A 26,275-nucleotide genomic window follows, 5' to 3' on the forward strand; every position below is an offset into this window, starting at 1 on the left:
TCATGTCTGGTCTTTCCCGGTGGCACGTCGAATTCCGCGGCGGGCGTCAGTAGTTGGGGGCCTTCACCAGGTTCGCCGTGCCGTGGACGATCTCGGGTATGTACACCCGCTCGGTCCAGGCCTCCTGGGCGACCGGTTCGAGGGCGATCGACACGGCGCCCTCGTCGACCGAGAAGGCGGTGCGCACGGCGCTGGTGATCGCGTCGACGAGCGCGGAGATCTGGTCGGCCGCGAGGTTGTTCGGGAAATGCTTGATGCTGACGTGGGGCACTCCGATGGCCTTTCCGGTGGGGCGCGCGGCGTCCAGGGCGGAGACGAGTTCGTCGATCCCCCGCGCGCGCAGCAGTTCGTAGTGGTCCGCCTGGAGCCGGCTGATCCGCAGGGACGTCCGTGCCAGTGCGGGGGCGGAGTCGATGAAGGACTCCTGGTCGCCCCGGGCCCGGAGCACGGTGATCGGCGCGGTGACGCCGCGCCGGGCCAGCTCGTCGGGGGCGTACTCGAAGGGGAAGGTCGTCCGCACCACGCCGACGATGCGGCGCACCAGGTCACGGTCCAGGTGCTCGAACCGGCCGCAGACGAAGTCGACGAAGGAGTCCTCGTCCCGGGTCGCGGCCAGGCACGCCTCGACCGCCGACCGCTCCAGGTTCCCGGCGAACACCGAGTACAGGATCGAGACGAAGGTGGGGTCCGCGTAGCCGGCCGCCGCCCCCGCCGACCGCTCGGCGCCGGCCTCCACGGGCGGCTTGCCCGGCGCGATCAGGATCAGCTCGTCGACCTGTTCGCCCGCGCGCTCCAGCTGGTGGGCCACCTCGAAGGCGACCCGCGCACCGAAGGAGTACCCCCACAGGGTGTACGGGCCGACCGGCTGGACCCGCCGGACGAGTTCGATGTCCTTCGCGACCATCTCCTCGAACGTCGGGTACGGCACCTCGCCCTCGTTGATGCCGTGGGCCTGCACCCCGAGGAACGGCCGGTCCAGCTCCAGCCGGCCGGCCAGCAGCCGCAGGCTCATCGGGTACCCGCCGAGCCCGGGCCAGCAGAACACCGGCCGGACGCCGTCCCCGGCGCGCAGCCGCACCAGCCGGGTGAGCGCGGTCGTGGGCTCCCGGTCGACGCGCCGGGCCAGCTCGGCGATGGTCGGCGCGTCGAACAGCACCTGGAGCGGCAGGGAGCTGCCGAGCTCCCGGTTGACCCGCCCGACCAGGTTGACCGCGGTCAGCGAGTGGCCCCCGGCGGCGAAGAAGTTGTCCCGGATCGAGACGCGCTCCTGGCGGAGCACCGCCCCCCAGAGCGCGGCGATGGCCTCCTCGGTGGGCGTGCGGGGCGGGACGACCGGTGCCTCGGTGTGGTCGACGGCCGCCTTGTCGCGCTCGCGCAGCGCCTGGTGGTCGATCTTGCCGTTCGGGGTGAGCGGGAAGGCGTCCAGCACGGTGACCCGGTTGGGCACCATGTAGGGGGGCAGCGTCTCGGCGAGGTTGTCCTTGACGATCTCGGCCGGCCCCCGCATGTGGACGGAGTCCTCCTTCATCCCCTCGCTGAGCCGCTGTTCGGCGCTGATGCGGCCGCCGACGGCGAAGTAGGAGGCCGTGCCGGGGCCGAGGTCGACGATGTCCGCGATGCGCCGGGCGGACGGCAGGGGATTGCCGGTCTCGGAGCTGTAGCCGGACGACATCAGCCCCACGTCGAGACCGTTCAGCTGCAGGCGCTGCAGCTCCCGGCCGAGGTCGACGTAGCGCTGCCAGGGCTCCGGGGCGCGGCCGATCAGACTGACGCCGAAGCTCGCCCGGTCGTACACCTCCTGGTTGATGGCGATGACGTCCTGCTTGCGGACCAGGTCGTCGGACACGTGCACCAACTCGGCGCCGTCGAAGCGGTACTGGCCGCCGTGCAGGTCCGCGACGCGGTCGGGGTGGGCCTGCACGTACAGCTCGACCGGGCTGGGGACGGCCGGCGCCGCGGCCGACTCCACCTCGTACGTCGCGAGGTAGTAGTCCTCGTCCGGGCAGCGCAGGTGGTCCTTGACCTCCGGCGTGACCGGGCCGGGGTTGATGCGCAGCCCGTACTCGGGGAGTACGTGGTCGAACAGGCCGACCATGTGGCCGGCTTCGAACTGGAGGACTTCCTGGATGTTGTTGCGGTAGACCGGCTCGATCGCCGACCGGCGTCCGACGAAGTGGACCCGCAGCCTGGGCTCGCCGGCCGCGGCCGGCTCGATCAGCACGAGCCGGTGCTCGACCGGGTGGTAGTAGTAGAAACCCGGGTCGAGGCCGGCGACACCGGACAGCTCCAGGTACAGCTGGGTGGCGTACAGCGAGCCGGGGGAGGCGTACCCGTACTTGGGCAGCAGCCGTTCGCCGCTTGGGAACTGACCGAACCAGCGCAGCAGCGTGCCGAGTTCGGAGAACCCCAGGGTGGCCGGGTCCCGGTGCGCGGCCGGTTGCCCCTCCGGGCGGGCCAGCAGGGCCAGGAGGTCGGCGCGGGTGACCTCGCCGCCCTCGTAGAACCGGTACGTCTTGCGGGCGAACACCGTGCGCCGCTGCTCTGCCGTGGCCGCGCGGCCGGGCAGCTCGACTACGGACCCGCCGTCGTCCTGACGGACCCCCAGGTCGGCGAGCTGGGCCTTGAGCTGGAGCCTGCTCTGCTTCGACTGGTGGTGGCTGCCATGGTTGCCCTGGTCCATCAGCGCGGCGCGCTGCGGGTCGAGCTCGATGAAGGCGATCAGGTTGGCGCCGACCCGGGCGTCGTCCCGGACCAGGACGGCGGCCCGCTTCACCCACTCGTGCTTCTCGATGGACACCTTGATCTCGTCCAGCTCGACCCGGAAGCCGCGCAGCTTGACCTGGCTGTCGGTCCGGCCGAGGAACTGCACGGTGCCGTCGTCGTTCCAGCGGGCCAGGTCGCCGGTGCGGTACAGACGGGCGGACGCCGGGTCCGAGGAGAACGGGTTGGCGATGAAGCGTTGTGCCGTCAGCTCGGGGTTGTTGAGGTACCCGCGTGCCAACTGGTGTCCTGCGATGTGGAGTTCACCCGACTCGCCCGGCGCCACCGGTCGGCGGGCCGCGTCGAGGATGTGGAAGCTCATGCCCGGGACCGGCCGGCCGATGGTGACGTGGTCGGGGCCCTCGTGGACGGTGTCGCGGTCCACGGTGTGGGCCGACGCGTTGATGGTGCACTCGCTCGGTCCGTACAGGTTCACCAGGTCGACGTGCGGGAGGGCGTCGAGGAGTTCGACCGCCAGGGTCCTGGTGAGCGCCTCGCCGCCGCTGAAGACGTGGGTGAGCGAGGCGCAGTCGGACAGCCGGCCGGTGTCGACGAGCGCCTGCAGCAGCGTCGGCACCCCCTGCAGGGTGGTGACCCGGTGCGCCACGATCAGGTCGATGAGCCCACCGGGGTCGGCGTAGATCCCCGGCTCACTCATCACCACGCTGCTGCCGCAGGCCGGGGCGAGGATCTCCCACTGGGCCGCGTCGAAGCTCAGCGGCGTCTTCTGCAGCACCGTCCTGCGCTCGTCCAGGCCCTGTTCCTCGGCCAGCCACCGCATCTGGCTGACGATGCTGTGGTGTTCGATGCCGATGCCCTTCGGGTTGCCGGTGCTCCCCGAGGTGTAGATGACGTACGCGAGGGAGTCGCCCCGCGCGGGTTCGAGCGCCGTCGGCACGGCGGTCACGCCGTCGGCGGGCCCCTCCGTTTGGACCCGGCTGTCGGCGACGGTGACGATCCGCGTCCCGGGCGGCGTCAGCGCGGTCAGCCGGGGCACCAGGGACTCCGCGGTCAGGACGACCTCGGTCCGCGAGTCCGCGACCATGTACCGCACCCGCTCGTCCGGGTACTCCGGCGACAGCGGCAGGTACGCGGCGCCCGAGTGCAGGACGCCCCAGACGCTCGCCATGAGGTCGACGGACGGCTCCATGAAGATGCCGACGGGTTCGTTCGCCCTCACACCGAGCTGCCGCAGGTGGGCGCCCACATCCTCACTGCGCTCACTGAGCTGCTGAAAGGAGAGCCGCTCCGTGCCACAGGAGACGGCAGTCCGGTCGGGCTGGGCGGCGGTGGCCGCGCGCAGCATTTCTGACAGGGACAATTCTCCGGACCCCGTTGGTTTCGCCATCATCCTTCGAACCTGGAATTCGTCACGTTGGAGCCTTGAATTAGGGCAGGTGGAGTCGACGCGCGTAACACGGCCACGGCATCGGGGCAGGCGAAAGGCGCGTTCGGTGTGGTGGGCTCCGGCCGCGGTCAGGCAGCCGGGAAAAGGTCGGTGCGGCGCTCGTTCAGTGAATCGGTCGCCGGAAGGAACCGCTGGGGCCGTGCGGTGCGGAGTCGGCCCTCAGAACGTCGCCGGCGTCGCCGTACATCGGACCCGGGGATTCTGCACGTACTCAAGACATGGTGCAGACATGCGTGTACGCCTCCCCCTGTCGAACCGGTGTGCCTGCGCCAACCGTACAACTCCCGTGGGAGGGCGCCGTTCAGGCCAAAACAGGTCAGTACTTTGCGTGATCGATCGGAACGTACACGACGGCGGTGGCCGACGCGAGACCACACAACTGCCCGGCGCGTCCGGTTTGTTCCGCTTGCCGTCAGGCTTCCGCCGATCGGGCGGTACAGGCGTGAGTCTTTCTGGCTGCAAAGTGAACGGCTTTGCTCCGGTTCTTGTCACCGGGATGACGGGTGCAGGCTTTCCTGTGGACCGCGCCAGGGCGTCCGCCGTGGGGACAAGCGGTGCGAGTCGGTCTCACGGTCTGTCGCACCCGCACACCGGCGACTCTCTGCTGCCGTGAATTCCCGGGGTGCGATATTCCGGCTGTCGCCGGCCGGGTGGGGGTGCGCTGTAAGGCAGCGTTCATAAAGCTGCAACAGACGGAGCCGGTCGGATTTCTTGATTCCGCTCCGGCGGCCGATTCGGCGACGGAATCGAGCCTTGGTCGCCGACCGCGATGCGGGCCGAGAACCGTACAGCATGCGCCATTCTTTGCCTGATCCTGGGAATCGGCCCACTCGTCCATTGCCGACGCCATGGTCGGCCGGCGCCCCCGACGGTCCCTGTCCGCGACGTCGCGGCGACGGCCGGTGGACCCGGCGGCGACAGGCGGTCCCCCCTCACTTCAAGGCTTGAAACAAGGTCGAAGAAAAACCTGCCCACCTTCTTGACCGCTCCAGGACCGCGCGGCATGGTCGGAGAGCGCTCTCCCACTCGGCGTTCCGAGAGCCGACGCAGCACCCAGCCCCGCCCGCCGCCACCCCCACCCCGCCTCCCCGCACGGCGAACGAACCAGGAGCACGCGTGTCCAGAGCCTCCCTCACCGACCCCCCAGCCCGCCGCCGCACCGGCGGAGCCCTCCTCGCGGCCGGGCTCCTCCTCGCCTCCTCGCTCACCACCCTCGCGCTCGCCCCGGCCGCCCACGCCGCCGACACCCTGCTCTCCCAGGGCCGGCCCGCCACCGCCTCTTCGCAGGAAGGCGACGGGTACGCCCCCGCCGCTGCGGTGGACGGCAACCTCACCGGCACCCGCTGGGCCAGCCAGTGGAGCGACCAGCAGTGGATCCAGGTCGACCTCGGCCAACAGGCCACGCTCAGCCGGGTCGTCCTGACCTGGGAGGCCGCCTACGGCAAGGACTACGCGATCCAGGCGTCCGACAACGGCACCGACTGGCGCACCCTGAAGACGGTGACCGGCGGCGACGGCGGCAGCGACGACCTCGCCCTGTCCGGCACGGGACGCTACGTCCGGATGCAGGGCATCGCCCGGGCCGGCGGATACGGCTACTCGCTGTGGGAATTCCAGGTCTACGGCTCCGCCGGCGGCGGCACCACCCAGCCCCCGCCCGGCGGCGCCGTCAAGGTCGAGGGGACCCAGGGCAACTGGCGCCTCACCGTGGGCGGACAGCCGTACACCGTCAAGGGCGTGACCTGGGGCCCCGCCGCCTCGGCCGGGCCGACCTACCTGCCCGACGTGAAGGCCATGGGCGCCAACACGATCCGCACCTGGGGCACCGACGCCTCCACCAAGCCGCTCCTGGACAGCGCCGCCGCCAACGGCATCCGGGTCATCAACGGCTTCTGGCTCCAGCCGGGCGGCGGCCCGGGCGCCGGTGGCTGCGTCGACTACGTCACGGACACCACGTACAAGACCAACGCGCTCACCGAGTTCGCCAAGTGGGTGGACACCTACAAGAGCCACCCGGCGACGCTGATGTGGAACGTCGGCAACGAGTCCGTCCTCGGACTCCAGAACTGTTACAGCGGCGCCCAGTTGGAGGCGGAGCGCAACGCCTACACCAGCTTCGTCAACGACGTCGCCAAGAAGATCCACAGCATCGACCCCGACCACCCGGTGACCTCCACCGACGCGTGGACCGGCGCCTGGCCGTACTACAAGCGCAACGCGCCCGACCTGGACCTGTACGCGATGAACTCGTACAGCAACGTCTGCAAGGTGCGCCAGGACTGGATCGACGGCGGCTACACCAAGCCGTACATCATCACCGAGACCGGCCCGGCGGGGGAGTGGGAGGTGCCGAACGACGTCAACGGCGTCCCCGACGAACCGACCGACGTGCAGAAGGCCGACGGCTACACCAGGGCGTGGAACTGCGTCACCGGCCACCAGGGCGTGGCCCTGGGCGCCACCCTCTTCCACTACGGCACCGAACACGACTTCGGCGGCGTCTGGTTCAACCTCGTGCCCGACGGGCTGAAGCGGCTGTCGTACTACGCGGTGAAGCGCGCCTACACCGGCACGACCGCCGTCGGCAACACGCCCCCGGTGCTCAGCAACATGACCGTCAGCCCCGCCACCTCCGCCCCGGCGGGCGGCGAGTTCACCGTGCACGCCGACGTGCGCGACCCCGACGGCGACCCGGTGACGTACAAGATCTTCCTCAGCGGGAACTACGCGAACGGCGACAAGGGACTCGTGGCCGCGCAGTGGCGGTCCACCGGCAACGGCACCTTCGCCGTCACCGCCCCGCAGAAGCTCGGCGTGTGGAAGGTGTACGTCCAGGCCGAGGACGGCCACGGCAACGCCGGCATCGAGACCAGGTCCGTGCGGGTGGTGGCCCCGCCGGTCAGCGGCACCAACCTCGCGCTGAACCGCCCGGCCACCGCGTCCTCCTCCCAGCAGTCCTACGGCGACTGCCCCTGCACGCCCCAACTGGCTGTCGACGGACGCGCCGACACCCGCTGGGCCAGCGACTGGAGCGACCCCCAGTGGATCCAGGTCGACCTCGGCGCGGCCAAGGCGCTGCGCACCCTCCAGCTGGTCTGGGACCCCGCCTACGGCAAGGCGTACACGGTGCAGCTCTCGGACGACGGCACCACCTGGCGCTCGGCGTACGCCACCACCGCCGGGGACGGCGACGTGGACACCATCGGCCTCGCGGGAACGGCCCGTTACGTCCGCCTCCAGCTCACGGCGCGCGGCACCGGCTGGGGCTACTCCCTGCACGAGATCGGCATCTACGGCTGACGCACCCGTCCGGTGACGGCGGGCCCCGTACCCGGCCCGGCGCCACCGGACCGCTCGTCACCGCCGCGTGGCGCCCCGGCGCGACGCGGTCCCCACCCCCCTTCCACCCACCTCACGGGCAGGAGATCCCATGAGATCGAGTCCACGCCGGCTCCCCGCACTCCTCCTCGGCACCGCCCTCGTCGCCACGGTCCTCGGCGTCGGCACCATCGCCTCCGCCACCACCGAGGCGCACACCGGCCGGGCCGCCACCGCGGCCACCTCCGTCGCCCACCTGGGGCACACCATGGCGGTGTCCACCCAGGCGTCCGGCGACGACCCGGACGGCGACGGCTACATCCCGGCGGTCCCCCAGGTCACCGGCGTCACCCCGTCGACGGCGACCCCGCCGACCCGCTACTTCCACGAGTTCCAGGCCAACTGCTCGGTCACCCACACCGCGCCCGACGACCCGATCGTCTACCCCGGCCAGCCCGGCAAGTCCCACGACCACACCTTCATGGGCAACACCTCGACCAACGCCAACAGCACCACCGCCTCCCTCAGCGGCGGCGCCACCACCTGCAAGGCGCCCGCCGACGCCTCCGGCTACTGGATGCCGTCGCTGTACAACGGCGACCGCAAGATCCTGCCCGTCGGCCCGCAGACCATCTACTACAAGGCCGGCGTCACCGACTACACCAGCGTGCGGCCCTTCCCCAAGGGCCTGCGCTTCGTGGTGGGCAACCCGATGCAGAGCGCCGACGAGTTCCGCCACCACCGCGGCTTCGTCGAGGGCTGGGAGTGCGGCGACAGCTACTTCAACGTCGACTTCCCGGCCGGCTGTCCGAGCCGGGCCGACGTCCAGCTCAACATCCGTTTCCAGGCGCCCAGTTGTTGGGACGGAAAGTACCTGGACACCCCGGACCACAAGAGCCACATGGCGTACCCGGTGGTCAAGCCCGGCACCAACGACAACATGTGCCCCGCCGACCACCCCGTCGCCCTGCCGATGATCGAGTTCAAGATGGCCTTCCCGGTCAACGGCGACATGTCCCAGGTCCGCCTGGCCAGCGGGCGTGGCTACTCCTTCCACTACGACTTCTTCAACGCCTGGGAGGACCGCACCCTCAAGGCGCTGGTCGACCACTGCATCGTGGGCGGCCTGCAGTGCGACGCGCGCGGCTACGACCAGACGCACCCGGAAGCGGGTGCCACGCTCAACAGCGACTACCGGCTGCCCTGAGCACCGGCCGCCGCCGCACGGCCCGGTCCCCCCGCCGCCCGGCGGCGGCGGGACCGGGCCCTCCGTCGCCGACAAGGGGTGGGATGAACGACGAACAACTCGACCGGCTGGTCGACAAGCTGGGCCTCGACCGGAAGGTGCGCCTGCTCACCGGCGCCACCACCTGGCGCACCGCCGCCGAACCGGACCTGGGGCTGCGGGCGATGGTCTGCTCCGACGGGCCGGCCGGGGTGCGCGGGGAGTCCTGGGACGAGCGGCGCACCTCCGCGCTGCTGCCCTCGGCATCCGCCCTCGGCGCGCTGTGGGACGAGGAACTCCTCACCGAGCTGGGCCGCCTCCTCGCGGCCGAGGCGATCCGCAAAGGGGTGCACGTCGTCCTCGCGCCCACCCTCAACCTGCACCGCAGCCCGCTCGGTGGCCGGCACTTCGAGTGCTTCTCCGAGGACCCGGAACTGACCGGCCGCACCGGCGCCGCGCTGATCCGCGGCATCCAGTCCCAGGGCGTCGCGGCCACGGCCAAGCACTTCGTCGCCAACGACTCCGAGACCGACCGCCTCACCGTCGACGTCCGGGTCCCGGACCGCGTCCTGCGCGAGGTCTACCTGGCGCCGTTCGAGCGAGCCGTGGAGGCGGGCGTGTGGCTCGTCATGGCCGCGTACAACAGCGTCAACGGCACCACCATGACCGCCAGTCCGCTGCTCGCGGAGGTCCTGAAGGCCCACTGGGGCTTCGACGGGGTCGTCGTCTCCGACTGGGCCGCCGTGCGCACCACGCGGGAGACCGCCCGCGCCGCACTGGACCTGGCCATGCCCGGCCCGGACAGCCCGTGGGCCACCTCCCTGACCGACGCGGTCCGCGCGGGCGAGGTCCCGGAGCAGGCCGTCGACGACAAGGTACGGCGCCTGCTGCGGCTGGCCGCACGCGTCGGCGCCCTCGGCCCGCACCGCCCCCGGACGGTCCCCGCCCGCGGGCACCGCGGCCACCGGGCGCTGCTGCGCCGGACCGTCGCCGCGGCGAGCGTCCTGCTCCGCAACCACGACGACGTCCTTCCCCTGGACCCCGCGGCCCTGTCCACCGTCGCCGTCATCGGCGCCCACGCGGCCACGCCCCGCACCCAAGGGGGCGGCAGCGCCGAGGTCCACCCGACGGGAACGGTCACCCCGCTGGACGCCCTGCGCAGCGCCCTGCGCGGCCGGGCCCGCGTCGTCCACGCCCCGGGCCCCGCCCTCGACGTACCGCCCGGCCCGGTCACCCCCGACCACTGCACCGATCCGCGCTCGGGCGCCCCGGGCGTGCTGGTACGGCTGCTGGACGGCGACGGCCGCGAACTCCACGCGGAACGACGGCTGTCCGGACGCCAGCCCGAACCGACCCTGGTGGCGGGCGCGCACACCGTGGAGATCAGCGCCCTGCTGCGCCCGCACACCACCGGCACCTGGACGTTCGGCGTCGGCGGGTTCGGCCGGATGACCCTCCGGGTGGACGACCGGACCCTGCTCGACGACGCGTTCCCCCGGCAGACCGACGATCCGGCGATCGTGCACGTCACCCCGCCGCTGCGAACGGCCCGTACCCCCCTCACCTCGCTGCGGCCCGTCCACGTCGTGGCGCGACGGGAGTTGCTGCCCGGCGACGGGCGCGCCACCGTCCTCGCGGCCGGCCCGCCCGCCCCCGACGTGCGGGCCGCCCTGGCCGAGGCGGCGGCCGCGGCCGACGGCGCGGACGCCGCGATCGTCTTCGTCGGCACCACCGAACACAGCGAGGGCGAGGGCCACGACCGCACCTCGCTGGCCCTGGACGGCAGTTACGACGACCTGGTGCGGGCCGTGGCCGCGGCCAACCCGCGCACCATCGCGGTCGTCAACAGCGGGGGCCCCGTCGAACTGCCCTGGCGGGACCGGGTCGCAGCCCTCCTGCTCAGCTGGTTCCCCGGCCAGGAGGCCGGCGCCGGCATCGCCGACGTCCTCCTCGGCCGCGCCGAACCCGGGGGCCGCCTGCCCACCACCTGGGCGGCACGGCTCGCCGACGCACCCGTCACCGGAACCCGCCCGACACGCGGGCAGTTGCCGTACGACGAGGGCCTGCACGTCGGGTACCGGGCCTGGTTGCGGACGGGCCGGGAACCGGCGTACTGGTTCGGCCACGGACTCGGCTACACCCGGTGGGAGTACGAATCCGTGGACGTGCCGCCCCTGGCGGCGGAGGGGTCACCGATCGCGCTCCGGGTGCACCTGCGCAACACGGGTCCACGGGCGGGACGGGAAGTGGTCCAGGTCTACCTCGCGCGCCCCGGCTCCACGGTGGAACGACCGCGACGCTGGTTCGCCGGGTACGCGGCGGTCGGCGCGGAGGCGGGACAGCGGGTGACCGCGGAGGTGGTGGTGGAGCCCCGCGCCCTGCGGCACTGGTCGACGCGGGACCAGGAGTGGCGGACCGAGCCGGGGACCTACCGGCTGCTGGTCGGACGCTCGGCGGGCGACATCCGGTGCGAACGCCCGGTCACGGTCACGGGCGCGCCGTGAGCGGGCGGCCGGGGCCGCCGACCCTGCGCGCGGCGCTCACGCGGACGCGCGGACGACGAGTTCGGGGTCGAAGACGACACCGGTCGGGCCCTGCGACTCGCCGCGCACCTGGCTGTCGAGGAGCCGGGCCATCTCCTCGGCCATCCGCTCCACCGGCTGCCGGACCGAGGTGAGCGGGGGCTCACAGGTCACGGCCACTCCGCTGTCGTCGAAACCGACCACGGCGACGTCGTCCGGCACCCGCTTCCCGCGCTCGCGCAGCAACCGGCAAGCGCCCTGTGCCATCAGGTCGTTGGCCGCGAAGACTCCGTCCACGTCGGGGTGCCGGGCGAGCAGCTCGGCCATGCCCGCGATGCCGCTCGCGAGCGTGAAACCGCCCTCGGCGAGCGGCACGTCCGTCACCCCGCCGTCCGCGAGGGCTTCGCGGAAGCCGGCCAGCCGCTCGCGGCTCGCCCGCACGTCGAGCGGCCCGCTCACCGTGGCCGGTCTGCGGCACCCGCGCGCCAGCAGGTGCCGCGCGGCCAGCGCACCGCCCGTGCGATGGTCCAGGTCGACGTGGGTCAGCGGAACGGGCCGCGAGGGACGGGCGAACAGCACGGCGGGCAGTTTCGCCCCGGCGAGCAGCGCGGGCAGCGGGTCGTCCGGGTGGGTGGAGACGACCAGGGCGCCGTCGGCCCGCCCCTGCCGCAGGAAGGAGACCACCTCCTGCCGGTCGGCGTCGGACTCGGCCAGCATCAGCACCGGGTGCATCGAGCGCGGCCGCAGGAAGCTCATCACGCCGCCGACCACCCGCCCGAAGAACGGATCGGTGAACACGCGCGTGGCGAACACCTCCCGTGCCTCGTCGTCCACCGCGCCGCCGACGCCGGAGATGACCAGGGCGACCGTCTCGGCACGCCGGATGACCAGGGAGCGGGCAGCGCGGTTCGGGGCGTACCCCGTCAGCTCGATCGCCCGGAACACGATCTCCTGGAGGGCGGGATCGACGTTGCGCACGCCGTTCACGACCCGGGAAACGGTGGCCCGCGACACTCCCGCCGCTCGGGCGACGTCCTCCAGGGTCGGTGGCTGCCTACTCACGCGTGCACTGTAACGGCACGGCGAAAACGCTGGGTAGATCGCCCGGGCAGCGGGGGCCGCGGGGCAGGGGGCCGGGATCAGTGCGTCCACACGTCCGGGCCGCCACCCCGCCAGTCGATCCACGCCGCCTGCGTCACCTCGGACGGCTCGATCTCCAGGCCGGCGCGGCGCAGGAACTCGGCCACGTCGCGGACGCCGTACGCCATGCCGGAGATCTCGCTGTCGATGCGCACACGGCGACCGCCCCGCTCGTCGGGCGGGTAGACGACAACAGGTGGCATGGAGGGCATGGCACCAGCGTGCGCCGTGACCGGGCAGGGCGCATGCCGGACGGCGCTCCACGCCCCCCAGGACGGCCATGCGGGTGGCGTCGCCGCGTGCGCGCACGGGGCGGGCGTCTCCCACCTGATGAGACGAGGCGGGACCAGGCCGTGCGTTCGTTGGCCAGGGGTTCTAGGCTTTCGCCCCATGAGCGAGATCGAGACCCCGACGCCCCAGGAAGCCTTCGAGCTGCTGCTGGCCGGCAACCAGCGCTTCGTCGCCGGTACGCCCGAGCACCCGAACCAGGACGCCGTCCGCCGCGCGGAGACCGCGCCGGGCCAACAGCCCTTCGCGGTGCTGTTCGGGTGTTCCGACTCCCGGCTGGCCGCCGAGATCATCTTCGATCGCGGACTGGGCGACCTGTTCGTGGTGCGCACCGCGGGCCACGTGGCCGGCGGCGAAGTGCTGGGCAGCGTCGAGTACGGCGTCGAGGTGCTGAACTGCCCGCTGGTCGTGGTGCTGGGCCACGACTCGTGCGGCGCGGTCGGCGCCGCGTGCGCCGCATTGGAGAACGGCGTGACGCCGGGCGGCTACGTCGGCGACGTCGTCGAGCGCGTGACCCCGAGCGTGCTGGCGGCGCGGGCCGCCGGACGGACCGAGCCCGACGACATCCTCGCCGAGCACGTGCGGCGCACCGTCGACCAGCTCCTCGAGCGCTCCCGGTCCCTCGCCGAGAAGGTCGCCGCCGGGCGGACCGCGGTGGTGGGCCTGCGCTACCGCCTGGCCGACGGCACCGCCCAGGTCGTCTCGGCCCGCGGCCTCGACGCGGCGGTCCCGGCAGCGACCTGACCCGACCGGAGGCGGCTGCCCGCCCGGGGCGCGGTGGTGACGCGCCCGAGGGGGCGGGCAGCCGCCTTCGTCATGTCCTACTTCAGATGCCGGTCCAGGAACCGGCAGCTGTCCTCCAGCTCGAACGACGGGGTGCCCGTGTGGCCGCCCAGGTTGGCGTGCAGCGTCTTCTCCTTGCTGCCGAAGGCGTCGAAGAGGTCCAGGGCCCGCCGCCGCGGATTGCCCTCGTCGTCCCACTGCAGCAGGAACAGCAGCGGGACGGTGACCTGGCGGGCCTCCTCGCGCTGGGCGCGGGGCACATAGCCCCCGGCGAAGAAACCGGCGGCCACGATGCGGGGTTCGGCCACAGCGAGCCGGATGCCGAGGGCGGCCCATCCACCGGAGTACCCCACCGGCCCGCCGATGTCCGGGAGGCGGAGGAGGGCGTCGAGGGTCGCCCGCCATTCCGGCACCGCGCCGGCGACCAGCGGGCCGACGAGGGACTCGAAGATCTCGTCGAGCTCGTCGGCCGGCCGACCGGCCTGCACGGCCCGCCGGAGGTCGGCGCGGGCCTGTTCGGCGGCGGCGGAACGCGGACGGTCGCCGCACCCGGCGGCGTCGATGGTGGCCACCGCGTAGCCGCGCGCCGCGGTGTGGCGCGCCCGGGCCACCAGCCGGGGGTCCGCCTTGGGCAGGCCGTTGTTGTGGGCCATCAGGACCAGCGGGACGGGGGCGTCGGATGCGGGCGTCCACAGGGTGCCGGGGATCTCGCCCAGGGTGAAGTCGCGTGCGAGGACGCCGTCGTCGAGACGCTGTTCGGAAGTGAAGTGCACGGTCGTGCCTTTCGGGAGTGCGCGTGAACGGCGCTCCCGGACGACCTATCGCCCGACCGTGACCCCGGAGGGGAGCACCCATGTCGATGTGTTCACGGGTACCACCTCCTCGTTCTCTCGCACGGCCTCCGGAAACCTAGCAGCGCCGGCCCCGGCCGGCCAACGCATTTTCCGGGGCCTCCCCGGTGGGGGGCCCGAGGGCCCGAGGGGCCCCGCGTGTGCGGGCGGCGTCAGGTCTAGGCTCGTGACTGATCACCAGGACGACGAGGGGATGTCGGGCATGACCGGGGTAGTCACGGCAGTGAGCAGCAACGGCGCGTACTCGTTCACCAAGCCGAACCGGGACAGCATCAGGGTGCTGGCCGGACTCGGCGTCGAGGGGGACGTCCACGCCGGCGTGACGGTCAAGCACCGCTCCCGCATGGCGCAGGACCCCACCCAGCCGAACCTGCGCCAGGTGCACCTCATCCACGAGGAGCTCTTCACCGAGGTCGGCGCGGACGGCTTCGAGGTGGCGCCCGGCGAGCTGGGCGAGAACATCACCACGCGCGGCCTCGACCTGCTCGGCCTGCCGGTGGGCACCCTGCTGCACATCGGCGACTCCGCGGTCCTGGAGGTCACCGGCCTGCGCAATCCCTGCCGGCAGATCGACCGCTTCCAGGACGGGCTGCTGAAGCAGGTCGTCGGGCGCGACGAGCACGGCAACGTGGTCCGCAAGGCCGGGATCATGAGCGTGGTGAAGGAGGGCGGTGTGGTGCGCCCGGGCGACACGATCGACGTCCGCCTCCCGGAGGGCCCGCACCGCCCCCTGGACCGGGTCTGACTCCTCGGGCCGAGGCGGTACGCGGCGGCACGTGACCCGAACGCTCCCCGCAGGGGTGGCATGAACGGCCGCGCTCGGGACACCTCCTATGCATGGGCGCCTGGTCGGGAGAGTCGGGGAGTGTCATGCGGGTGATCTCGTCGCGCGAGGTACTGGCCGTCACCGCCGCGGCGGCCGCCGGAGCGGCCTGCGCCGCGCGCTGGTGGGCCGGCCGCGGCGGGCGGTCCGGGCCGCGGGCGGCCGGGGAAGTGGGGGACCGGGTCGAGGAGTTGCACCTGGCCTTCCGTGACCGGGTGAAGGCGTCCGCCGGGATCCCGGAGGACGTCCTGCGCCTGTACTGGAGCCAGTTGTACCCGCTGGAGCTCGAACCCACCGACCGGGCCCGGCCGGTGGCGCCGACGGCGTGAAGCGCCGGCGGCACCGGCCCGGCTGTCAGTCCTGCTTCTTCAGTTCCTCGGCGAGCATCACCAGGATGCCGCTGGGACCGCGCAGGTACGTCAGCCGGTAGACGTCCCCGTACGTCGCCACCCCGCGCAGCGGACGGCAGCCGTGCCGCGCGGCCGTCGCGAGCGCCGCGTCGAGGTCGTCGACCGAGAAGGCGACGCGGTGCATGCCGATCTCGTTGGGGCGCGTGGGCTCCGTCTCGATCGCGTCGGGATGGATGTACTCGAAGAGCTCCAGGCGGCCGCGGCCGTCCGGGGTCTGGAGCATCGCGATCTTGGCGTGGTTGCCGTCGAGGCCGACGGCGGTGTCGGTCCACTCACCCTGGACCGTGTCACGGCCGAGGACCGTGAGGCCGAGGTCGGTGAAGAAGGAGATCGCGGCTTCGATGTCGCGAACGGCGATGCCGACGTTCTCGAGTGTGATGGCCATGCGCGGGATGCTACCGAGCCGGGCCGGCAGTCGACGTCAGTCGAAGAGGGCCAGGAGTCCGTTCACCCAGATCGCGAGGAACGCCAGCGCCGCCACCAGGCATCCCGCCCCGGCCAGGAAGCCGGTGACGGTGCTGCCCGTGCCGTCCGCCTCCTGGGCGGAGGGCAGCGCGTCCCAGTCGACGGGGCGTCCCATGGCGTCGGAGCAGGCTGCCCGGACGCCCGCGAGTTGTTCCCTGGCGAAGGCGGTCGGGGCGAGCGACTCCGGCCCCTTCCACGCCAGTGCCCGCATGCGCTGCGGGGCCGTGGGGTAGCGCGCCTCGAAGGCGGAGGTCTCCGCCGCCTCCCGGTCCTCCTCCAGGTACGACCAGCGGCCCGCTTCCGCCCGGTCGCCGTAGAGGCGGTACACCTCGGCCAGGCGCCGGCGGAGCGTCAGGTCGTCGGGGTACGACGACACGAGCCCGCGCAGGCGCTGGCGCGCAAGGGGGACCCGGCCGGCGGCGAGGTCCGCGTCGACCCGGGCAAGGGTGTCTCTCAAGGGCATGACCGCATGATCGGGTACGGCGGCGACCACCGTCGACCCGGTTTCCCTCACAGCCAGCCGTTGCGGCGGAAGGCCCGGTACAGGAAGCCAGCGCCGAGTGCCATGACGGCGAGCGCGCACGGGTAGCCGTAGCGCCAGTCGAGCTCGGGCATGTGGGCGAAGTTCATGCCGTAGATGCCGGCCACCATGGTGGGTACGGCGAAGATGGCCGCCCAGGCGCTGATGCGCCGCATGTCGTCGTTCTGCCAGGTGCTGACCTTCGCGAGGTGGGCGTCCAGGACGGAGGACAGCAGGTCGTCCATGGCGCGGACCTCGGCGTCGGCGCGGGTGAGGTGGTCGGCGACGTCACGGAAGTACGGCGCGACCTCGTGCGGCCAGTCCTGCCGTGCGGTCGCGAAGGGCTGGAGGACCGGCACCAGGGGCTGAATGGCGTCGCGGAACTCCACCACCTCCCGCTTGAGGGAGTAGATCTGCTCGGTGAGGTCCTCGCGGGCGGGGGAGAACACGCACCGCTCCAGCTCGGTCAGGTCCGTGCGCACCTGGGCGGCGGCCTGCGTGTAGGCGTCGACGACGACGTCGGTCACCGCGTGCAGCACGCTCACCGGGCCGAGCCGCGCGAGGTCGGGCTGCTGCGCGAGGCGCCGCGCGGCCTCGGCGGCGGGGTCGGCCGCGCCGTGCCGGACGGTCAGGGCGAAGGACGGGCCGAGGAAGATCATCACTTCACCCGTCTCGACGTCCGACGTCCGCTCGACGAACCACAGGGTCTTGACCGCCACGGCCAGCACGTCGCCGTAGCGTTCCTGCTTCGGCCGCTGGTGGGCGTGGACCGCGTCCTCCACGGCGAGCCGGTGCAGCCCCAGGTGGTCGGCCAGTTGCCGGAGCTCCTCCTGCCCGGGTTCGTCCATGCGGATCCAGGCGAACTCGTCGGGCCTCAGGTCCGCCAGGCGGGCCAGGGTGGCCTTGCACCCGCCGTCCTCCTGCCGGCAGTCGATCTGCTCCCACTCATCCGTCAGCTCCTGATAGATCGCGCACTCCATGCCCCTCCGAATGCTTCGACCTCGGCATTTCATGCCCCGGCGGCCGGCCTCCGCCGGACGGAGGTCGCTACGGGCGGGCGCACACCGCGGTTGGCTCCGGTGACAAGGGCGGTGGAGTGGTCGATGTCCATGCCCGGTACGCTGAAACCTGACGTCGGCGTCAGGGGCAAGCGCCGACTGCCGGAACCGGGGTGAGAGGGGCCACCATGTCCGTCGCGGTGGACGGGACCGAGCGGCTGATGCGCATCGGCGAGGTGGCGCGGGGCGCCGGCGTCTCGGTGCGCGCCGTGCGCTACTACGAGCAGCAGGGGCTGCTCACCGCGGACCGCAGCCCCGCCGGACAGCGCCTGTACCGGCAGGACGCCATCGCCCGGGTCCGCTTCTTCCAGCAGATGTACGCCGCCGGCCTGACCAGCCGCAGGATCACCGAACTCCTGCCGTGCTGGGACGCCGGGCACACCGACGCCGACCAGCGCGCCATGCTGCGCGCCGAGCGCGAGCGCATCCAGGCCAGGATCGACGAGCTGGAGGCCGCCCGGGACCGCCTCGACCAGGTCATCGCGCAAACGGACACGCACCCGTAGGCGCGGCCCCGCGGCGGTGCTGCGCCGGGACACAACGTCTGGCCTGGCGGGGCAACTCCGCACACCCTGTCGCCCCCGTGGCGGCGGGCCCCTTGGTTAGGGTCGCCGCATGTCACTCGCGCAGACCCTCGCCCTCCACGTTCCCGACGCCGAACTCGAAGCAGAGCCCCTCGATCCGGAGCAGATCGTGTCCGGGACCCCCACGGTGGCCGGGAAGGTCCTGTGGGGGTCGGAGGACAGCGGCCGACTGGGAGGGATCTGGCAGATCACACCGGGAGTGGTCACCGACACCGAGGCGGACGAGATGTTCGTCGTGGTCAGCGGTTCGGCGACGGTGGAGGTGCAGGACGGGCCGACGCTGCACCTCGAGCCCGGTGACATGGCCGTACTGCGGGAGGGCGACCGCACCACGTGGACGGTGCACGAGACGCTGAGGAAGGTGTACGCGGTCCGCGTGTGACGCGGGAACACGGCGGCTACCGCACACTTGCCAGACGAATGTCGGCACCCCCGTCCTGTGCGGCAACCCCCTGCTACCAGTAGGCGAACGATTCGCCCACGCTGCGGACCCGGCGAGGTGTCGCTGCCCCTCAAGCGTGCCGGTGGTAGGCCTTGTTGGCGATGCGCCAGCCGTCCTCACCGTGGACCAGCAGGAACACGTCGGTGAACGTGTCCGCGCCGTGGGCGAGCGTCATGGTCGCGGTCGCGACCGTCCCGTGGATGTCGATCGCGTCGATGCGCCGGGAGCGGTACGGCTCGTCCGGCGCCGGCCGGCCGGGGAAGCGGGCGCAGTACTCGTCCAGGCTCCAGGAGACGAACTCGCCGTCCCGCACCCCCTCCACGTGGGCGGACGGCAGGAACGCCGCACGGAAGTGGGCGGGATCACCGGTGGCGTGTCCGCGGAGGTAGGCCCGCAGGGGCGCCAGGACGGCGTCCCCGACGGCCGGCACCGTCGCCGCTGCCGCGATGTCGGCCTGCGGGTCAACAGGTCCGTCCAGCACGCCCGTCGCACTGCGCAGCGGACTGTCCGACGCCGCGGCCAGCAGCGCCATGTCCTTGGCCAGCGCGCCGATCGTGAACTCGGCCGGCGCCGCGGAGGTTCCGCCGACGAGGAAGGGCCGCTTGCGGGCCACCAGCCCGCCCAGCCCGCCGAGTTCGAGGACGTCCAGCGTCCGGTCCCGGGGCAGGCCCAGTGCGTCGGCCTGCCGCAACGCGTCGCGCAGCGCCAGGACGGCTCCCGCGAGGCCATTGTTGGCGATGAGCTTGAGCGCCGCCGTGGTGGCGGCGTCCTCCGCGTCCCGGACGGTGCCCAGCGCTTCCAGTACCGGCCGGACCCGTGCGAGGACGTCCTGGTCCCCCGCGGCGAGGATCCGGAGGGTGCCCGCGGCGACCGCCGACACCGAGCCGAGCACGGGCGCGTGGACGTAGGACGGGCCGAACTGCCCGGCGAGGCCTGCTGCTTCGGCGGGGCCGATGGTGCTCGTGTTGACGACGATCGTGTCCGGTCGCAAGGAGTCACGGGTGTCGTCGAGAACCTCCCGGCACGCCGGGCCGTCGAACAGCGCCAGCAGGACGACGCCGGCCCGGGCCACGGCATCCTGGGCCTTCCCGGTCACCGTGACGGCCCCCGGTGCCCGCCCCGAGCGTGTCCAGCCGACGACGTCCCAGCCCTGGGCGGCGAGTCGCCTCGCCAGCGCACCGCCCATGCGCCCCAGACCGAGGACGGCGATCGCATCTCGTGTGGTCATGCGGGCAACGGTGGGACACCTCGTCGTCTGCGACAAGCGCACATGTGGCAGGGCAGCTCTGCGACCCTCGCATGGCCCGGGCATACTGCGGTCATGGATCTGACGGTGTGGCGCACGTTCGTGACCGTGTGCCGACTCGGTTCGCTGTCGGCGGCGGCCACGGAGCTCCACCACACCCAGTCGGCCGTCTCACGCCAGATCGCCGGACTGGAACGGCAGTTCGGAGTGTCCCTGGTCGAGCGCCACGCACGCGGGGTGCGTCCCACTGCGGCCGGTGAGGTGTTCCGGCGCCACGCGGTGGCGACGCTCAACGAGGCCGACCGTGCCGTTCGCGCCGTACGGGACGTGCGCGACGGGCGGGGCGACCGGCCCCTGGCCATCGGGGCGACACCCTCCCTGGCCGCGGGGCTCGTTCCCGAAGCCGTCCGCGACCTGCTGCGGCGGGAAGGGCCCGTCCGCTGGAGCCTGGTCCCCGCGTTGAGCGCCCCGTTGCACGGCCGGGTGGTCGCAGGTGACCTCGACCTCGCCGTCATCACCGACGCCCCACCCGGGCTGCCCGCCGACCCGAGGGTCGAACGCCGGTTCCTCGGGCTGGACGAGATGGTCGTCGTCCTGCCCCTCGGCCACGCCCGGGCCGGGGACGGACGGGTGCCCGTCGCGGCGCTGGCCGACGAGACCTGGGCCGAGGACAACGACGGTTCGGCGGCGCTCCTGCGCCGGCACGCCGCCCGGGCCGGGGTCGACGCCCGCATCGACCTCACCGCCGCCGACCTGCCCGGCAAACTGGCCCTCGTCGCCACGGGCCACGCCATCGCGCTGATCCCCGGCGTCCTCACGCGGGCGCTGCGGGCCGACGTCACCACCGTGGGCCTCGTGGACCCGCCCAGCCGCGGCATCTACACGATCACCCCGCACCGGGACGTCCACCCGCTCGCGGCCCCGCTGCTCGACCTGCTGGCCGGGGCCTTCGTCCCGCACCGTCCGGACGGGTCCGCCGCCGTGGCCCGTTCCTGCACGATGGACTGAGTGAGCACTTCAGGATGCGGGAACCGCACCCCGCGGAGCTGCTGCGCATGCCGCCCCGGCATACCCTGTTGCCCATGACGCAAGAAGAAGGTGATCTGGACGGTCTCGTCCGCAAGCGGATCCGCGCCTTGCGGATGGCGCAGGGGTGGTCCCTCGACGAGCTGGCCACCCGCGCCCATCTCAGCCAGTCCACCCTGAGCCGTATCGAGAACGGTCAGCGGCGTCTCGCGCTGGACCAGCTCGTCACCCTCGCCCGTGCCCTGGACACCACGCTGGACCAGCTCGTGGAGACCGCCGCCGACCACGTGATCATCAGCCCGACGATCGACGCCGCCCGCGGTTCGATGCGCTGGCTGGTGAAGGGCGACCCGGGCATGAGCGTGGTGCGCCAGCGCCTGACCGAGCCACCGCCGGACAACCCGTCGCGCATGCGCGCCCACCCCGGACGCGAGTGGCTCGTCGTCCTGTCCGGCACCGCGGTCCTGCTGCTCGGCCACCGCCGCTTCCGTGTCGAGACCAACCAGGCCGCCGAGTTCCCGACGATGATGCCCCACGCCATCGGCGCCGAGGGCGGCCCGTGCGACGTCCTCGGCATCTTCGACCGCGACGCACGCCGTGGCCACCAGCAAGGGGCCGACGACGGCAACGCTCAGGGCGCCGGTGGATGACCTGCTGGGCGGCACGGCGGTGACTGGCGCGGGTCACGGCCGGCGCGGCCCCTTGCGCATCGGGCAGCGCAGGCACCGATCTCCTTGCGCAGACCGGGACGGGGCATGCCAAGCGCGCATGAGCGTCCTAGCGTGATGGCATGAGCCAAGCGCACCCGCACACCCACCAGCACGTCCACCACGAGCCCGACGACTCCGACGGGCTGGCGGAGATCCTCGACCTCGACGCCGAGGTCCTCGCCGGACACACCGCCTCCATCGCCGCATGGCTGCCGTTGCGGACCGGCCCGCGCCAGGTCGTGGACCTGGGCTGCGGCACGGGCGCCGGCACCTTCGCCCTCCTCGACCGCTTCCCCGACGCCTACGTCACCGCCGTGGACGCGTCCGCCGGACATCTGCGACGCCTGCGGGCGAAGGCGTGCGCCCGTGGTCTGGAGGAGCGGGTGCGCACCGTGCAGGCCGACCTCGACGCCACCGCGTGGCCCGACCTCGGTACCCCGGACCTGGTGTGGGCGTCGGCCTCCCTGCACCACCTGGCCGACCCCGAGCACGCACTGGGCGCCGTCCGCGAACTGCTGGCGCCCGGTGGTGTGTTCGCCGTCGTCGAGCTGGCCGGCTTCCCCCGCTTCCTCCCCGAGGGCGCCCCGGACGGCCGGCCGGGACTGGAGGAGCGCTGCCACGCCGTGGTCGACCGCCTCCAGACGGAGCACATGCCCCACCGGGGTGCCGACTGGGGGCCGATGCTGACGGCCGCGGGCTTCACCGTCGAGGGCCTGCGCACCGTCGCCGTGGACATCGAGGGCACCGGAAGCGAAGCGGTCGGCCCCTATGCCCTCGCCGGCCTGCGGCGCATCCGCGGTGCCGTCGCCACCTCGCTCAACCCCGAGGACCTCACAGCGCTCGACCGACTCCTGGACACCAACGGCCCGCACAGCATCCTGCGCCGCGACGACCTGGTCGTACGCACCGAACGCACCGTCTGGGCCGCGCGCCGCACCTGACGCGCCCGCCCGACGGCCCCACCGGGGGCCGGGGAGGGCCGAAGAGCCGGGAAGCGCGGCGCGGCCGCCCCCGTCGCCCCGGCCCTCGCTGCCTGCCCCTCGACCCGGCCTGACCTCAGGCCGCCCGCTGGGAGGCGGCCGCCTCCGGGTGCAGGTCGTCCAGCGTGAGCCGGTGTGCGGGAGGGTCGGGCAGCACGATCTGCCGGCTGACGCGCAGGTCACGGCCGACCGTGAGCAGTTCTCCGGGCTCCAGCGGGCTCCAGCGGGGGCTGTCGTCCATGCGCTCACTGGCGACGACCACGGCGTGCTGACCGGTCAGCTTCGCGGAGTGGACGCGCAGACGCCCGTGACTGCCACTGTGGTCGAGGTGCCGGTTGCCGTGCTCACCGCCGGCCGGCCGGTCGAGGACGTACAGCTCGTGGGTGTCGGGGTAGCGCAGCGCCCAGAGTTCGTCGGGGGTGGTGAGGATCAGGTTGAGGGCGAAGACGGGCAGGTTCGCCGCGATCCAGCCGACGGCCTGGCGCAGGCCCGCGCCGATGTCGCCGTCATGGCGCCGGATCTCGCGGGTGATCAGGGCGAACACCCGCTCGGAGTCGGTGTCGCCGCGCACCAGCGACCGGTCCTCGCCCAGGTGGTCGTCGAGCTCGTCGAGTCCCTCGACGACCCCGTTGTGGGCGAAGAGCCGACCGTCCTGCTCGAAGGGGTGGGTGTTGCGCGTGTCCAGGCTGCCGGTGGAGGCGAAGCGCACGTGGGCGACGAAGGTGGTCGACTCCACCTCGCGCGCCTCCCGGGCGAAGGCCTGGTCGCGGTAGGCCGCCAGGGGCGCCTTGTCGGTGCGCGGGGTGCCGTCGGCGCTGAAGTAGCCGAGGCCCGTGCCGTCGGGGTCACGGCGACTCTGCCGGCTGAGGCTGTCGGGAGCGTCGAGCAGCCAGAAGGTGGCGTGCGTACGGTGCGGGGCGCTGCTGAGGCCGAACAGTCGGCACACGGTGTCCTCCCTGCGGGTCGGCCGGTCTTCCCGGCTCGCGTCGTACGGTCAGTGTCGGCCGGGTCGGCGGTCATCCCGGGTACCCGCGCCGTAGGCGTTCCGGTTCCGTACGCCCGTCCCGCAGGCCCGCGTCGGCGCCGGCCCGGGCCCCGGAGTCGGTGCCACCGGATCCCGGCCTGTCGCGCGGCGTCCTCGCGTGCCGGGCAACGTCCTTCGCCCGGCTTCCCTTCGACGACGGCACCGGCTCGGGTACGTCAGGTCGGCGCCGGCCGCAGGGCACGGAACACCGCCCAGGCGACCGACACGAAGGGCACCGCGACGACCGCGCCGATCACGCCCGCCACGGTGCCGCCCGCGAGGACGGACACGGCCACGACGAGCGGGTGCAGACGGACCGCCCAGCCCATCACCAGGGGGTGCAGCACGTGCCCCTCCAGCTGGCCGACGATCACGATGAGCGCCAGCACGACGAGCGCGATGGCGGGGCCCCGCCCGGCCAGCGCCACCACCGTGGCGACCCCGAGCGCGACCGGCGAGCCGATGAGTGGCACGAAGGCGGCGAAGAACTCCAGCAGGGCGAGCGGCAGCGCCAGCGGCACCTCCAGGACCAGCAGGGCGATGCCGACGATCACGGCATTGGTGGAGGCCACGATGATGATGCCCCGCGTGTACCCGGCGAAGGCCCGCCAGGCCGCCCGGCCCGCCCGGTCCCAGCCCGGCCGTGCGCGGCCGGGCACGACCTCGTCGCGCGACCAGGTCCACAGCCGCTCGCCGGAGTGCAGGAAGAAGACCGAGGCGAAGAGGGCGAGCGCGCCCCCCGTGACGAACTCCACGGCGCGGCCGAGGCCGCTGACGGCGCTGCTGAGGAGTCCCGCCCGGTGGGCGGAGAAGTAGTGGACGATCTGGTCCTGGAGGTCGGACAGTTTCTGCCGGCTCAGCCGGAACGGCGGGCGCTGGAGCCACACTTCGATGCGGTGCACGCCGTTGCGGAACTCGTCCGCCAGCGTCGAGGACTCGTTGGCCACCGCGTCGCCCACCAGGGCGAGCAGCCCGAGCAGGACGACGATGCTGCCGACGAGCGCGAGCGCGACGGCGAGCGGCCGGGGCACCAGGCGGGCCAGCAGGTCGGTGGCCGGGCGCAGGACCGACGTGATGACCAGGGCGAGGAACAGGGCCACGGCGATGGTCTGGAAGCGGCCCAGGACCACGAAGAGGCCGTAGACGACGATGCCGACGACGATCAGCCGCCAGGCGTGGGCGGCGGCGGAACGCAGGAACGGCCCGGTCCGGTCGCCCGCGGGGGCTGGGCGGCGCGGCGGGAGCCGTACGGGGTGCGCGGGGCGGCCGCCCGGCACCGTGCGGCCGCCCCCGCGGCGCCCGCGTGCCCCGCCGGCCGTCCCGCGACTCGTTTTCGCCACCACGCCGTACGCCTCTTTCGTTCCCCGCGGGACCGGTCACCCGCGGAGCACCGTATGCACGATCGAAGCGGGGAACGGGCCGCAACGCCGTGCGGGGCACCCGCTCGGTGGGCTCATGCGGGTGGCGTGACGACGCCCCGGGCTGTCGGAGGACGCCGGGTCCCTACTCGAAGAACTTGAGGCTCCAGCCGGTGTTCGTGTTCGCTCCGGGCACGTTGGCGCGGCTGTAGGTGGTCCCGCCCCACCAGGCGAACGTGCCGGTGTACCAGTACCGGTTCTCCCAGGCGTACGGCGTGCCCTTCGGCACCGCGTGGTACATCAGCGGGAAGCGCGGGCCCGCGGGCGGGCTGGTGCCGATGTCGCCGTCGAGCAGGACGAAGGTGTGGTGGCCGGGCCCGTCGACGTACAGGGTGGGGTCCCAGCCCGCCATCATCGTGGCGCGGTGGGAGCCGAAGAGGCAGCCGTTGGACTTGTACCAGTCCCAGACGTACGTCGGGTCGCCGCCGGCCCGCAGCCGCAGGTCGGCCAGGCAGTACTGGTCGCTCCAGCTGCCGTTGGCGGAGTACACGACGTGCAATTGCCCATTGGGGTCCCTGATGGGTTCGGGGCCCTCGTTGATGTACGGGTTGCCGACCACGCGCTCCCAGGGCTCACGCGGCTGCGAGATGACGTACCGCGCTCCGGTGGGGGTCGTGGGGCTGCTCATCCGCGCGATGTAGAGGTTCTGCTCGACGTTCGTGTCACCGGCCCAGCCGGACCACACGAACCAGCGCTGCCCGTTGAAGGTGAACAGGGACCCGTCGATGGCCCACTTGTCGTCCGGCAGGGCCAGCCTGCTCGCGGCGGTGTAGCCGCTGTCCGCGCCGACGGAGCTGATGACGTACATCCGGTGGGCCGGTCCGCGCCCGGCCGTGAAGTAGATGTAGTAACGGCCGCCGTCCCGCACGATCTCCGGGGCCCAGACCTCGCCGAGATTGCCCGTGTCCGACCAGACCCGGCGGGCGGCCGCGGAGGCAAGCCCGTCCGTCGAGGACGCCTGCCGCACGGCGATGCCGTCGCCGACGGACTGCACCGAGACGTAGGTCCCGCCGACCCGCAGCACGCTCGGGTCGGCGGCCCGCAGGCCGGTCTGGCCGGCCCGGGCGGGCTCGGCGGACGTCAGGGCCAGCACGGCGGTGAGCACACCGGCCAGCAGCAGGGCCGCGGTGCTCCGCAGACATCGGTATGCGTTCATCGTCCCGTCCCGTCGGCGTCACGCTTTACATCGATGCAAAGGCTTGTCCTCAGCTTCGTGATAGGGAGTGAACATGTCAAGATTGTGCGGCGGCGGTCGTGGTACGACCGCCTGTCGG

The 26,275-nt window shown here is 72.8% G+C and carries 22 protein-coding genes; 11 read left to right on the top strand and 11 right to left on the bottom strand.

All coding sequences use genetic code 11. The annotated features are described in order from the left end of the window. Positions 1-46: 46 nt before the first annotated feature. On the bottom strand, positions 47-4,081 hold the full coding sequence (locus tag E4U91_RS34080; protein ID WP_241678781.1) for an amino acid adenylation domain-containing protein: 4,035 nt from the start codon (positions 4,079-4,081) through the stop codon (positions 47-49). Between the two features lie 1,203 nt (positions 4,082-5,284). Between E4U91_RS34080 and E4U91_RS34085 the strand changes: the two genes are divergently transcribed. The 3 genes from E4U91_RS34085 to E4U91_RS34095 all read left to right on the top strand — a co-directional run bounded on the left by E4U91_RS34085 (position 5,285) and on the right by E4U91_RS34095 (position 11,215). Beyond that, entirely contained in the window at positions 5,285-7,468 is a 2,184-nt protein-coding gene (locus tag E4U91_RS34085; protein WP_137310365.1) for a discoidin domain-containing protein, read from the top strand. A 130-nt stretch (positions 7,469-7,598) separates the two neighbouring features. Beyond that, the gene (locus tag E4U91_RS34090) at positions 7,599-8,693 is read left to right on the top strand and encodes a DUF1996 domain-containing protein (RefSeq protein WP_137310366.1); all 1,095 of its coding nucleotides are present in this window, start codon (positions 7,599-7,601) and stop codon (positions 8,691-8,693) included. A gap of 83 nt (positions 8,694-8,776) precedes the next feature. After that, on the top strand, positions 8,777-11,215 hold the full coding sequence (locus E4U91_RS34095) for a beta-glucosidase family protein (protein WP_137310367.1): 2,439 nt from the start codon (positions 8,777-8,779) through the stop codon (positions 11,213-11,215). Between the two features lie 36 nt (positions 11,216-11,251). On the opposite strand, the gene E4U91_RS34100 is transcribed toward E4U91_RS34095, so the two are convergent. Further along, positions 11,252-12,295 (bottom strand): LacI family DNA-binding transcriptional regulator, encoded by a 1,044-nt coding sequence (locus E4U91_RS34100; RefSeq protein WP_137310368.1) that lies wholly within the window; start codon positions 12,293-12,295, stop codon positions 11,252-11,254. A 77-nt stretch (positions 12,296-12,372) separates the two neighbouring features. Further along, a complete protein-coding gene (locus E4U91_RS34105) occupies positions 12,373-12,585 on the bottom strand; it encodes a hypothetical protein (protein WP_137310369.1) in 213 nt (70 codons plus the stop codon). Between the two features lie 178 nt (positions 12,586-12,763). Between E4U91_RS34105 and E4U91_RS34110 the strand changes: the two genes are divergently transcribed. Then, positions 12,764-13,405, top strand: coding sequence for a carbonic anhydrase (locus E4U91_RS34110; RefSeq protein WP_137310370.1), 642 nt, complete (start codon positions 12,764-12,766; stop codon positions 13,403-13,405). A 77-nt stretch (positions 13,406-13,482) separates the two neighbouring features. Here E4U91_RS34110 and E4U91_RS34115 read toward each other — a convergent pair whose 3' ends face one another. Continuing rightward, positions 13,483-14,217 carry a dienelactone hydrolase family protein gene (locus E4U91_RS34115; protein WP_137310371.1) on the bottom strand — a complete coding sequence of 245 codons (735 nt, stop codon included), beginning with the start codon at positions 14,215-14,217 and terminating at the stop codon, positions 13,483-13,485. Positions 14,218-14,497: 280 nt separating this feature from the next. On the opposite strand from E4U91_RS34115, the gene E4U91_RS34120 reads away from it, so the two are divergent. Further along, positions 14,498-15,040, top strand: coding sequence for an MOSC domain-containing protein (locus tag E4U91_RS34120; RefSeq protein ID WP_137311151.1), 543 nt, complete (start codon positions 14,498-14,500; stop codon positions 15,038-15,040). Positions 15,041-15,165: 125 nt separating this feature from the next. Next, a complete protein-coding gene (locus E4U91_RS34125; protein ID WP_137310372.1) occupies positions 15,166-15,447 on the top strand; it encodes a hypothetical protein in 282 nt (93 codons plus the stop codon). A gap of 25 nt (positions 15,448-15,472) precedes the next feature. Here the strand turns inward: E4U91_RS34125 and E4U91_RS34130 are convergent, their stop codons facing one another. From E4U91_RS34130 to E4U91_RS34140, 3 genes are read right to left on the bottom strand one after another with little or no spacing between them, the layout of a single operon-like run. Next, positions 15,473-15,913, bottom strand: coding sequence for a VOC family protein (locus E4U91_RS34130; protein WP_137310373.1), 441 nt, complete (start codon positions 15,911-15,913; stop codon positions 15,473-15,475). 36 nt (positions 15,914-15,949) lie between these two features. Beyond that, positions 15,950-16,456, bottom strand: a complete 507-nt coding sequence (locus E4U91_RS34135; RefSeq protein ID WP_137310374.1) for a DUF6584 family protein — start codon at positions 16,454-16,456, stop codon at positions 15,950-15,952. Between the two features lie 47 nt (positions 16,457-16,503). Further along, positions 16,504-17,493 carry a magnesium and cobalt transport protein CorA gene (locus E4U91_RS34140; RefSeq protein ID WP_137310375.1) on the bottom strand — a complete coding sequence of 330 codons (990 nt, stop codon included), beginning with the start codon at positions 17,491-17,493 and terminating at the stop codon, positions 16,504-16,506. A gap of 206 nt (positions 17,494-17,699) precedes the next feature. On the opposite strand from E4U91_RS34140, the gene E4U91_RS34145 reads away from it, so the two are divergent. Both E4U91_RS34145 and E4U91_RS34150 read left to right on the top strand, forming a co-directional pair. Continuing rightward, positions 17,700-18,077 (top strand): MerR family transcriptional regulator, encoded by a 378-nt coding sequence (locus E4U91_RS34145; RefSeq protein WP_137310376.1) that lies wholly within the window; start codon positions 17,700-17,702, stop codon positions 18,075-18,077. Between the two features lie 109 nt (positions 18,078-18,186). Next, positions 18,187-18,537 carry a cupin domain-containing protein gene (locus tag E4U91_RS34150; protein ID WP_137310377.1) on the top strand — a complete coding sequence of 117 codons (351 nt, stop codon included), beginning with the start codon at positions 18,187-18,189 and terminating at the stop codon, positions 18,535-18,537. A 130-nt stretch (positions 18,538-18,667) separates the two neighbouring features. Here the strand turns inward: E4U91_RS34150 and E4U91_RS34155 are convergent, their stop codons facing one another. Further along, entirely contained in the window at positions 18,668-19,825 is a 1,158-nt protein-coding gene (locus E4U91_RS34155) for a nuclear transport factor 2 family protein (protein WP_137310378.1), read from the bottom strand. A gap of 93 nt (positions 19,826-19,918) precedes the next feature. Here E4U91_RS34155 and E4U91_RS34160 point away from each other — a divergent pair, with 93 nt between their 5' ends. The 3 genes from E4U91_RS34160 (at position 19,919) to E4U91_RS34170 (ending at position 22,520) form a co-directional block, all read left to right on the top strand. After that, on the top strand, positions 19,919-20,851 hold the full coding sequence (locus E4U91_RS34160; RefSeq protein WP_137310379.1) for a LysR family transcriptional regulator: 933 nt from the start codon (positions 19,919-19,921) through the stop codon (positions 20,849-20,851). A gap of 74 nt (positions 20,852-20,925) precedes the next feature. Next, complete coding sequence (locus tag E4U91_RS34165; protein WP_137310380.1) at positions 20,926-21,519, top strand: XRE family transcriptional regulator; 594 nt, start codon at positions 20,926-20,928, stop codon at positions 21,517-21,519. A gap of 140 nt (positions 21,520-21,659) precedes the next feature. After that, entirely contained in the window at positions 21,660-22,520 is an 861-nt protein-coding gene (locus tag E4U91_RS34170) for a class I SAM-dependent methyltransferase (protein WP_137310381.1), read from the top strand. A 115-nt stretch (positions 22,521-22,635) separates the two neighbouring features. Here E4U91_RS34170 and E4U91_RS34175 read toward each other — a convergent pair whose 3' ends face one another. The 3 genes from E4U91_RS34175 to E4U91_RS34185 all read right to left on the bottom strand — a co-directional run bounded on the left by E4U91_RS34175 (position 22,636) and on the right by E4U91_RS34185 (position 26,157). Next, the gene (locus tag E4U91_RS34175) at positions 22,636-23,505 is read right to left on the bottom strand and encodes a class II glutamine amidotransferase (RefSeq protein ID WP_137310382.1); all 870 of its coding nucleotides are present in this window, start codon (positions 23,503-23,505) and stop codon (positions 22,636-22,638) included. 254 nt (positions 23,506-23,759) lie between these two features. Continuing rightward, positions 23,760-24,923, bottom strand: coding sequence for an AI-2E family transporter (locus E4U91_RS34180; RefSeq protein ID WP_174867902.1), 1,164 nt, complete (start codon positions 24,921-24,923; stop codon positions 23,760-23,762). 163 nt (positions 24,924-25,086) lie between these two features. Continuing rightward, positions 25,087-26,157 (bottom strand): glycoside hydrolase family 43 protein, encoded by a 1,071-nt coding sequence (locus tag E4U91_RS34185; RefSeq protein ID WP_137310384.1) that lies wholly within the window; start codon positions 26,155-26,157, stop codon positions 25,087-25,089. Positions 26,158-26,275 lie beyond the last annotated feature (118 nt).

The sequence above is a fragment of the Streptomyces lasalocidi genome, from assembly GCF_005280215.1.
In the GTDB taxonomy this organism is placed as follows: Bacteria; Actinomycetota; Actinomycetes; order Streptomycetales; family Streptomycetaceae; genus Streptomyces; species Streptomyces longwoodensis.

Coding starts and splice junctions, on each gene's coding strand:
- E4U91_RS34090 (WP_137310366.1), top strand. CDS start 7,599: ATGAGATCGAGTCCACGCCGGCTCCCCGCACTCCTCCTCGGCACCGCC.
- E4U91_RS34095 (WP_137310367.1), top strand. CDS start 8,777: ATGAACGACGAACAACTCGACCGGCTGGTCGACAAGCTGGGCCTCGAC.
- E4U91_RS34105 (WP_137310369.1), bottom strand. CDS start 12,585: ATGCCCTCCATGCCACCTGTTGTCGTCTACCCGCCCGACGAGCGGGGC.
- E4U91_RS34110 (WP_137310370.1), top strand. CDS start 12,764: ATGAGCGAGATCGAGACCCCGACGCCCCAGGAAGCCTTCGAGCTGCTG.
- E4U91_RS34120 (WP_137311151.1), top strand. CDS start 14,498: ATGACCGGGGTAGTCACGGCAGTGAGCAGCAACGGCGCGTACTCGTTC.
- E4U91_RS34125 (WP_137310372.1), top strand. CDS start 15,166: ATGCGGGTGATCTCGTCGCGCGAGGTACTGGCCGTCACCGCCGCGGCG.
- E4U91_RS34130 (WP_137310373.1), bottom strand. CDS start 15,913: ATGGCCATCACACTCGAGAACGTCGGCATCGCCGTTCGCGACATCGAA.
- E4U91_RS34135 (WP_137310374.1), bottom strand. CDS start 16,456: ATGCCCTTGAGAGACACCCTTGCCCGGGTCGACGCGGACCTCGCCGCC.
- E4U91_RS34140 (WP_137310375.1), bottom strand. CDS start 17,493: ATGGAGTGCGCGATCTATCAGGAGCTGACGGATGAGTGGGAGCAGATC.
- E4U91_RS34145 (WP_137310376.1), top strand. CDS start 17,700: ATGTCCGTCGCGGTGGACGGGACCGAGCGGCTGATGCGCATCGGCGAG.
- E4U91_RS34150 (WP_137310377.1), top strand. CDS start 18,187: ATGTCACTCGCGCAGACCCTCGCCCTCCACGTTCCCGACGCCGAACTC.
- E4U91_RS34155 (WP_137310378.1), bottom strand. CDS start 19,825: ATGACCACACGAGATGCGATCGCCGTCCTCGGTCTGGGGCGCATGGGC.
- E4U91_RS34160 (WP_137310379.1), top strand. CDS start 19,919: ATGGATCTGACGGTGTGGCGCACGTTCGTGACCGTGTGCCGACTCGGT.
- E4U91_RS34165 (WP_137310380.1), top strand. CDS start 20,926: ATGACGCAAGAAGAAGGTGATCTGGACGGTCTCGTCCGCAAGCGGATC.
- E4U91_RS34170 (WP_137310381.1), top strand. CDS start 21,660: ATGAGCCAAGCGCACCCGCACACCCACCAGCACGTCCACCACGAGCCC.
- E4U91_RS34185 (WP_137310384.1), bottom strand. CDS start 26,157: ATGAACGCATACCGATGTCTGCGGAGCACCGCGGCCCTGCTGCTGGCC.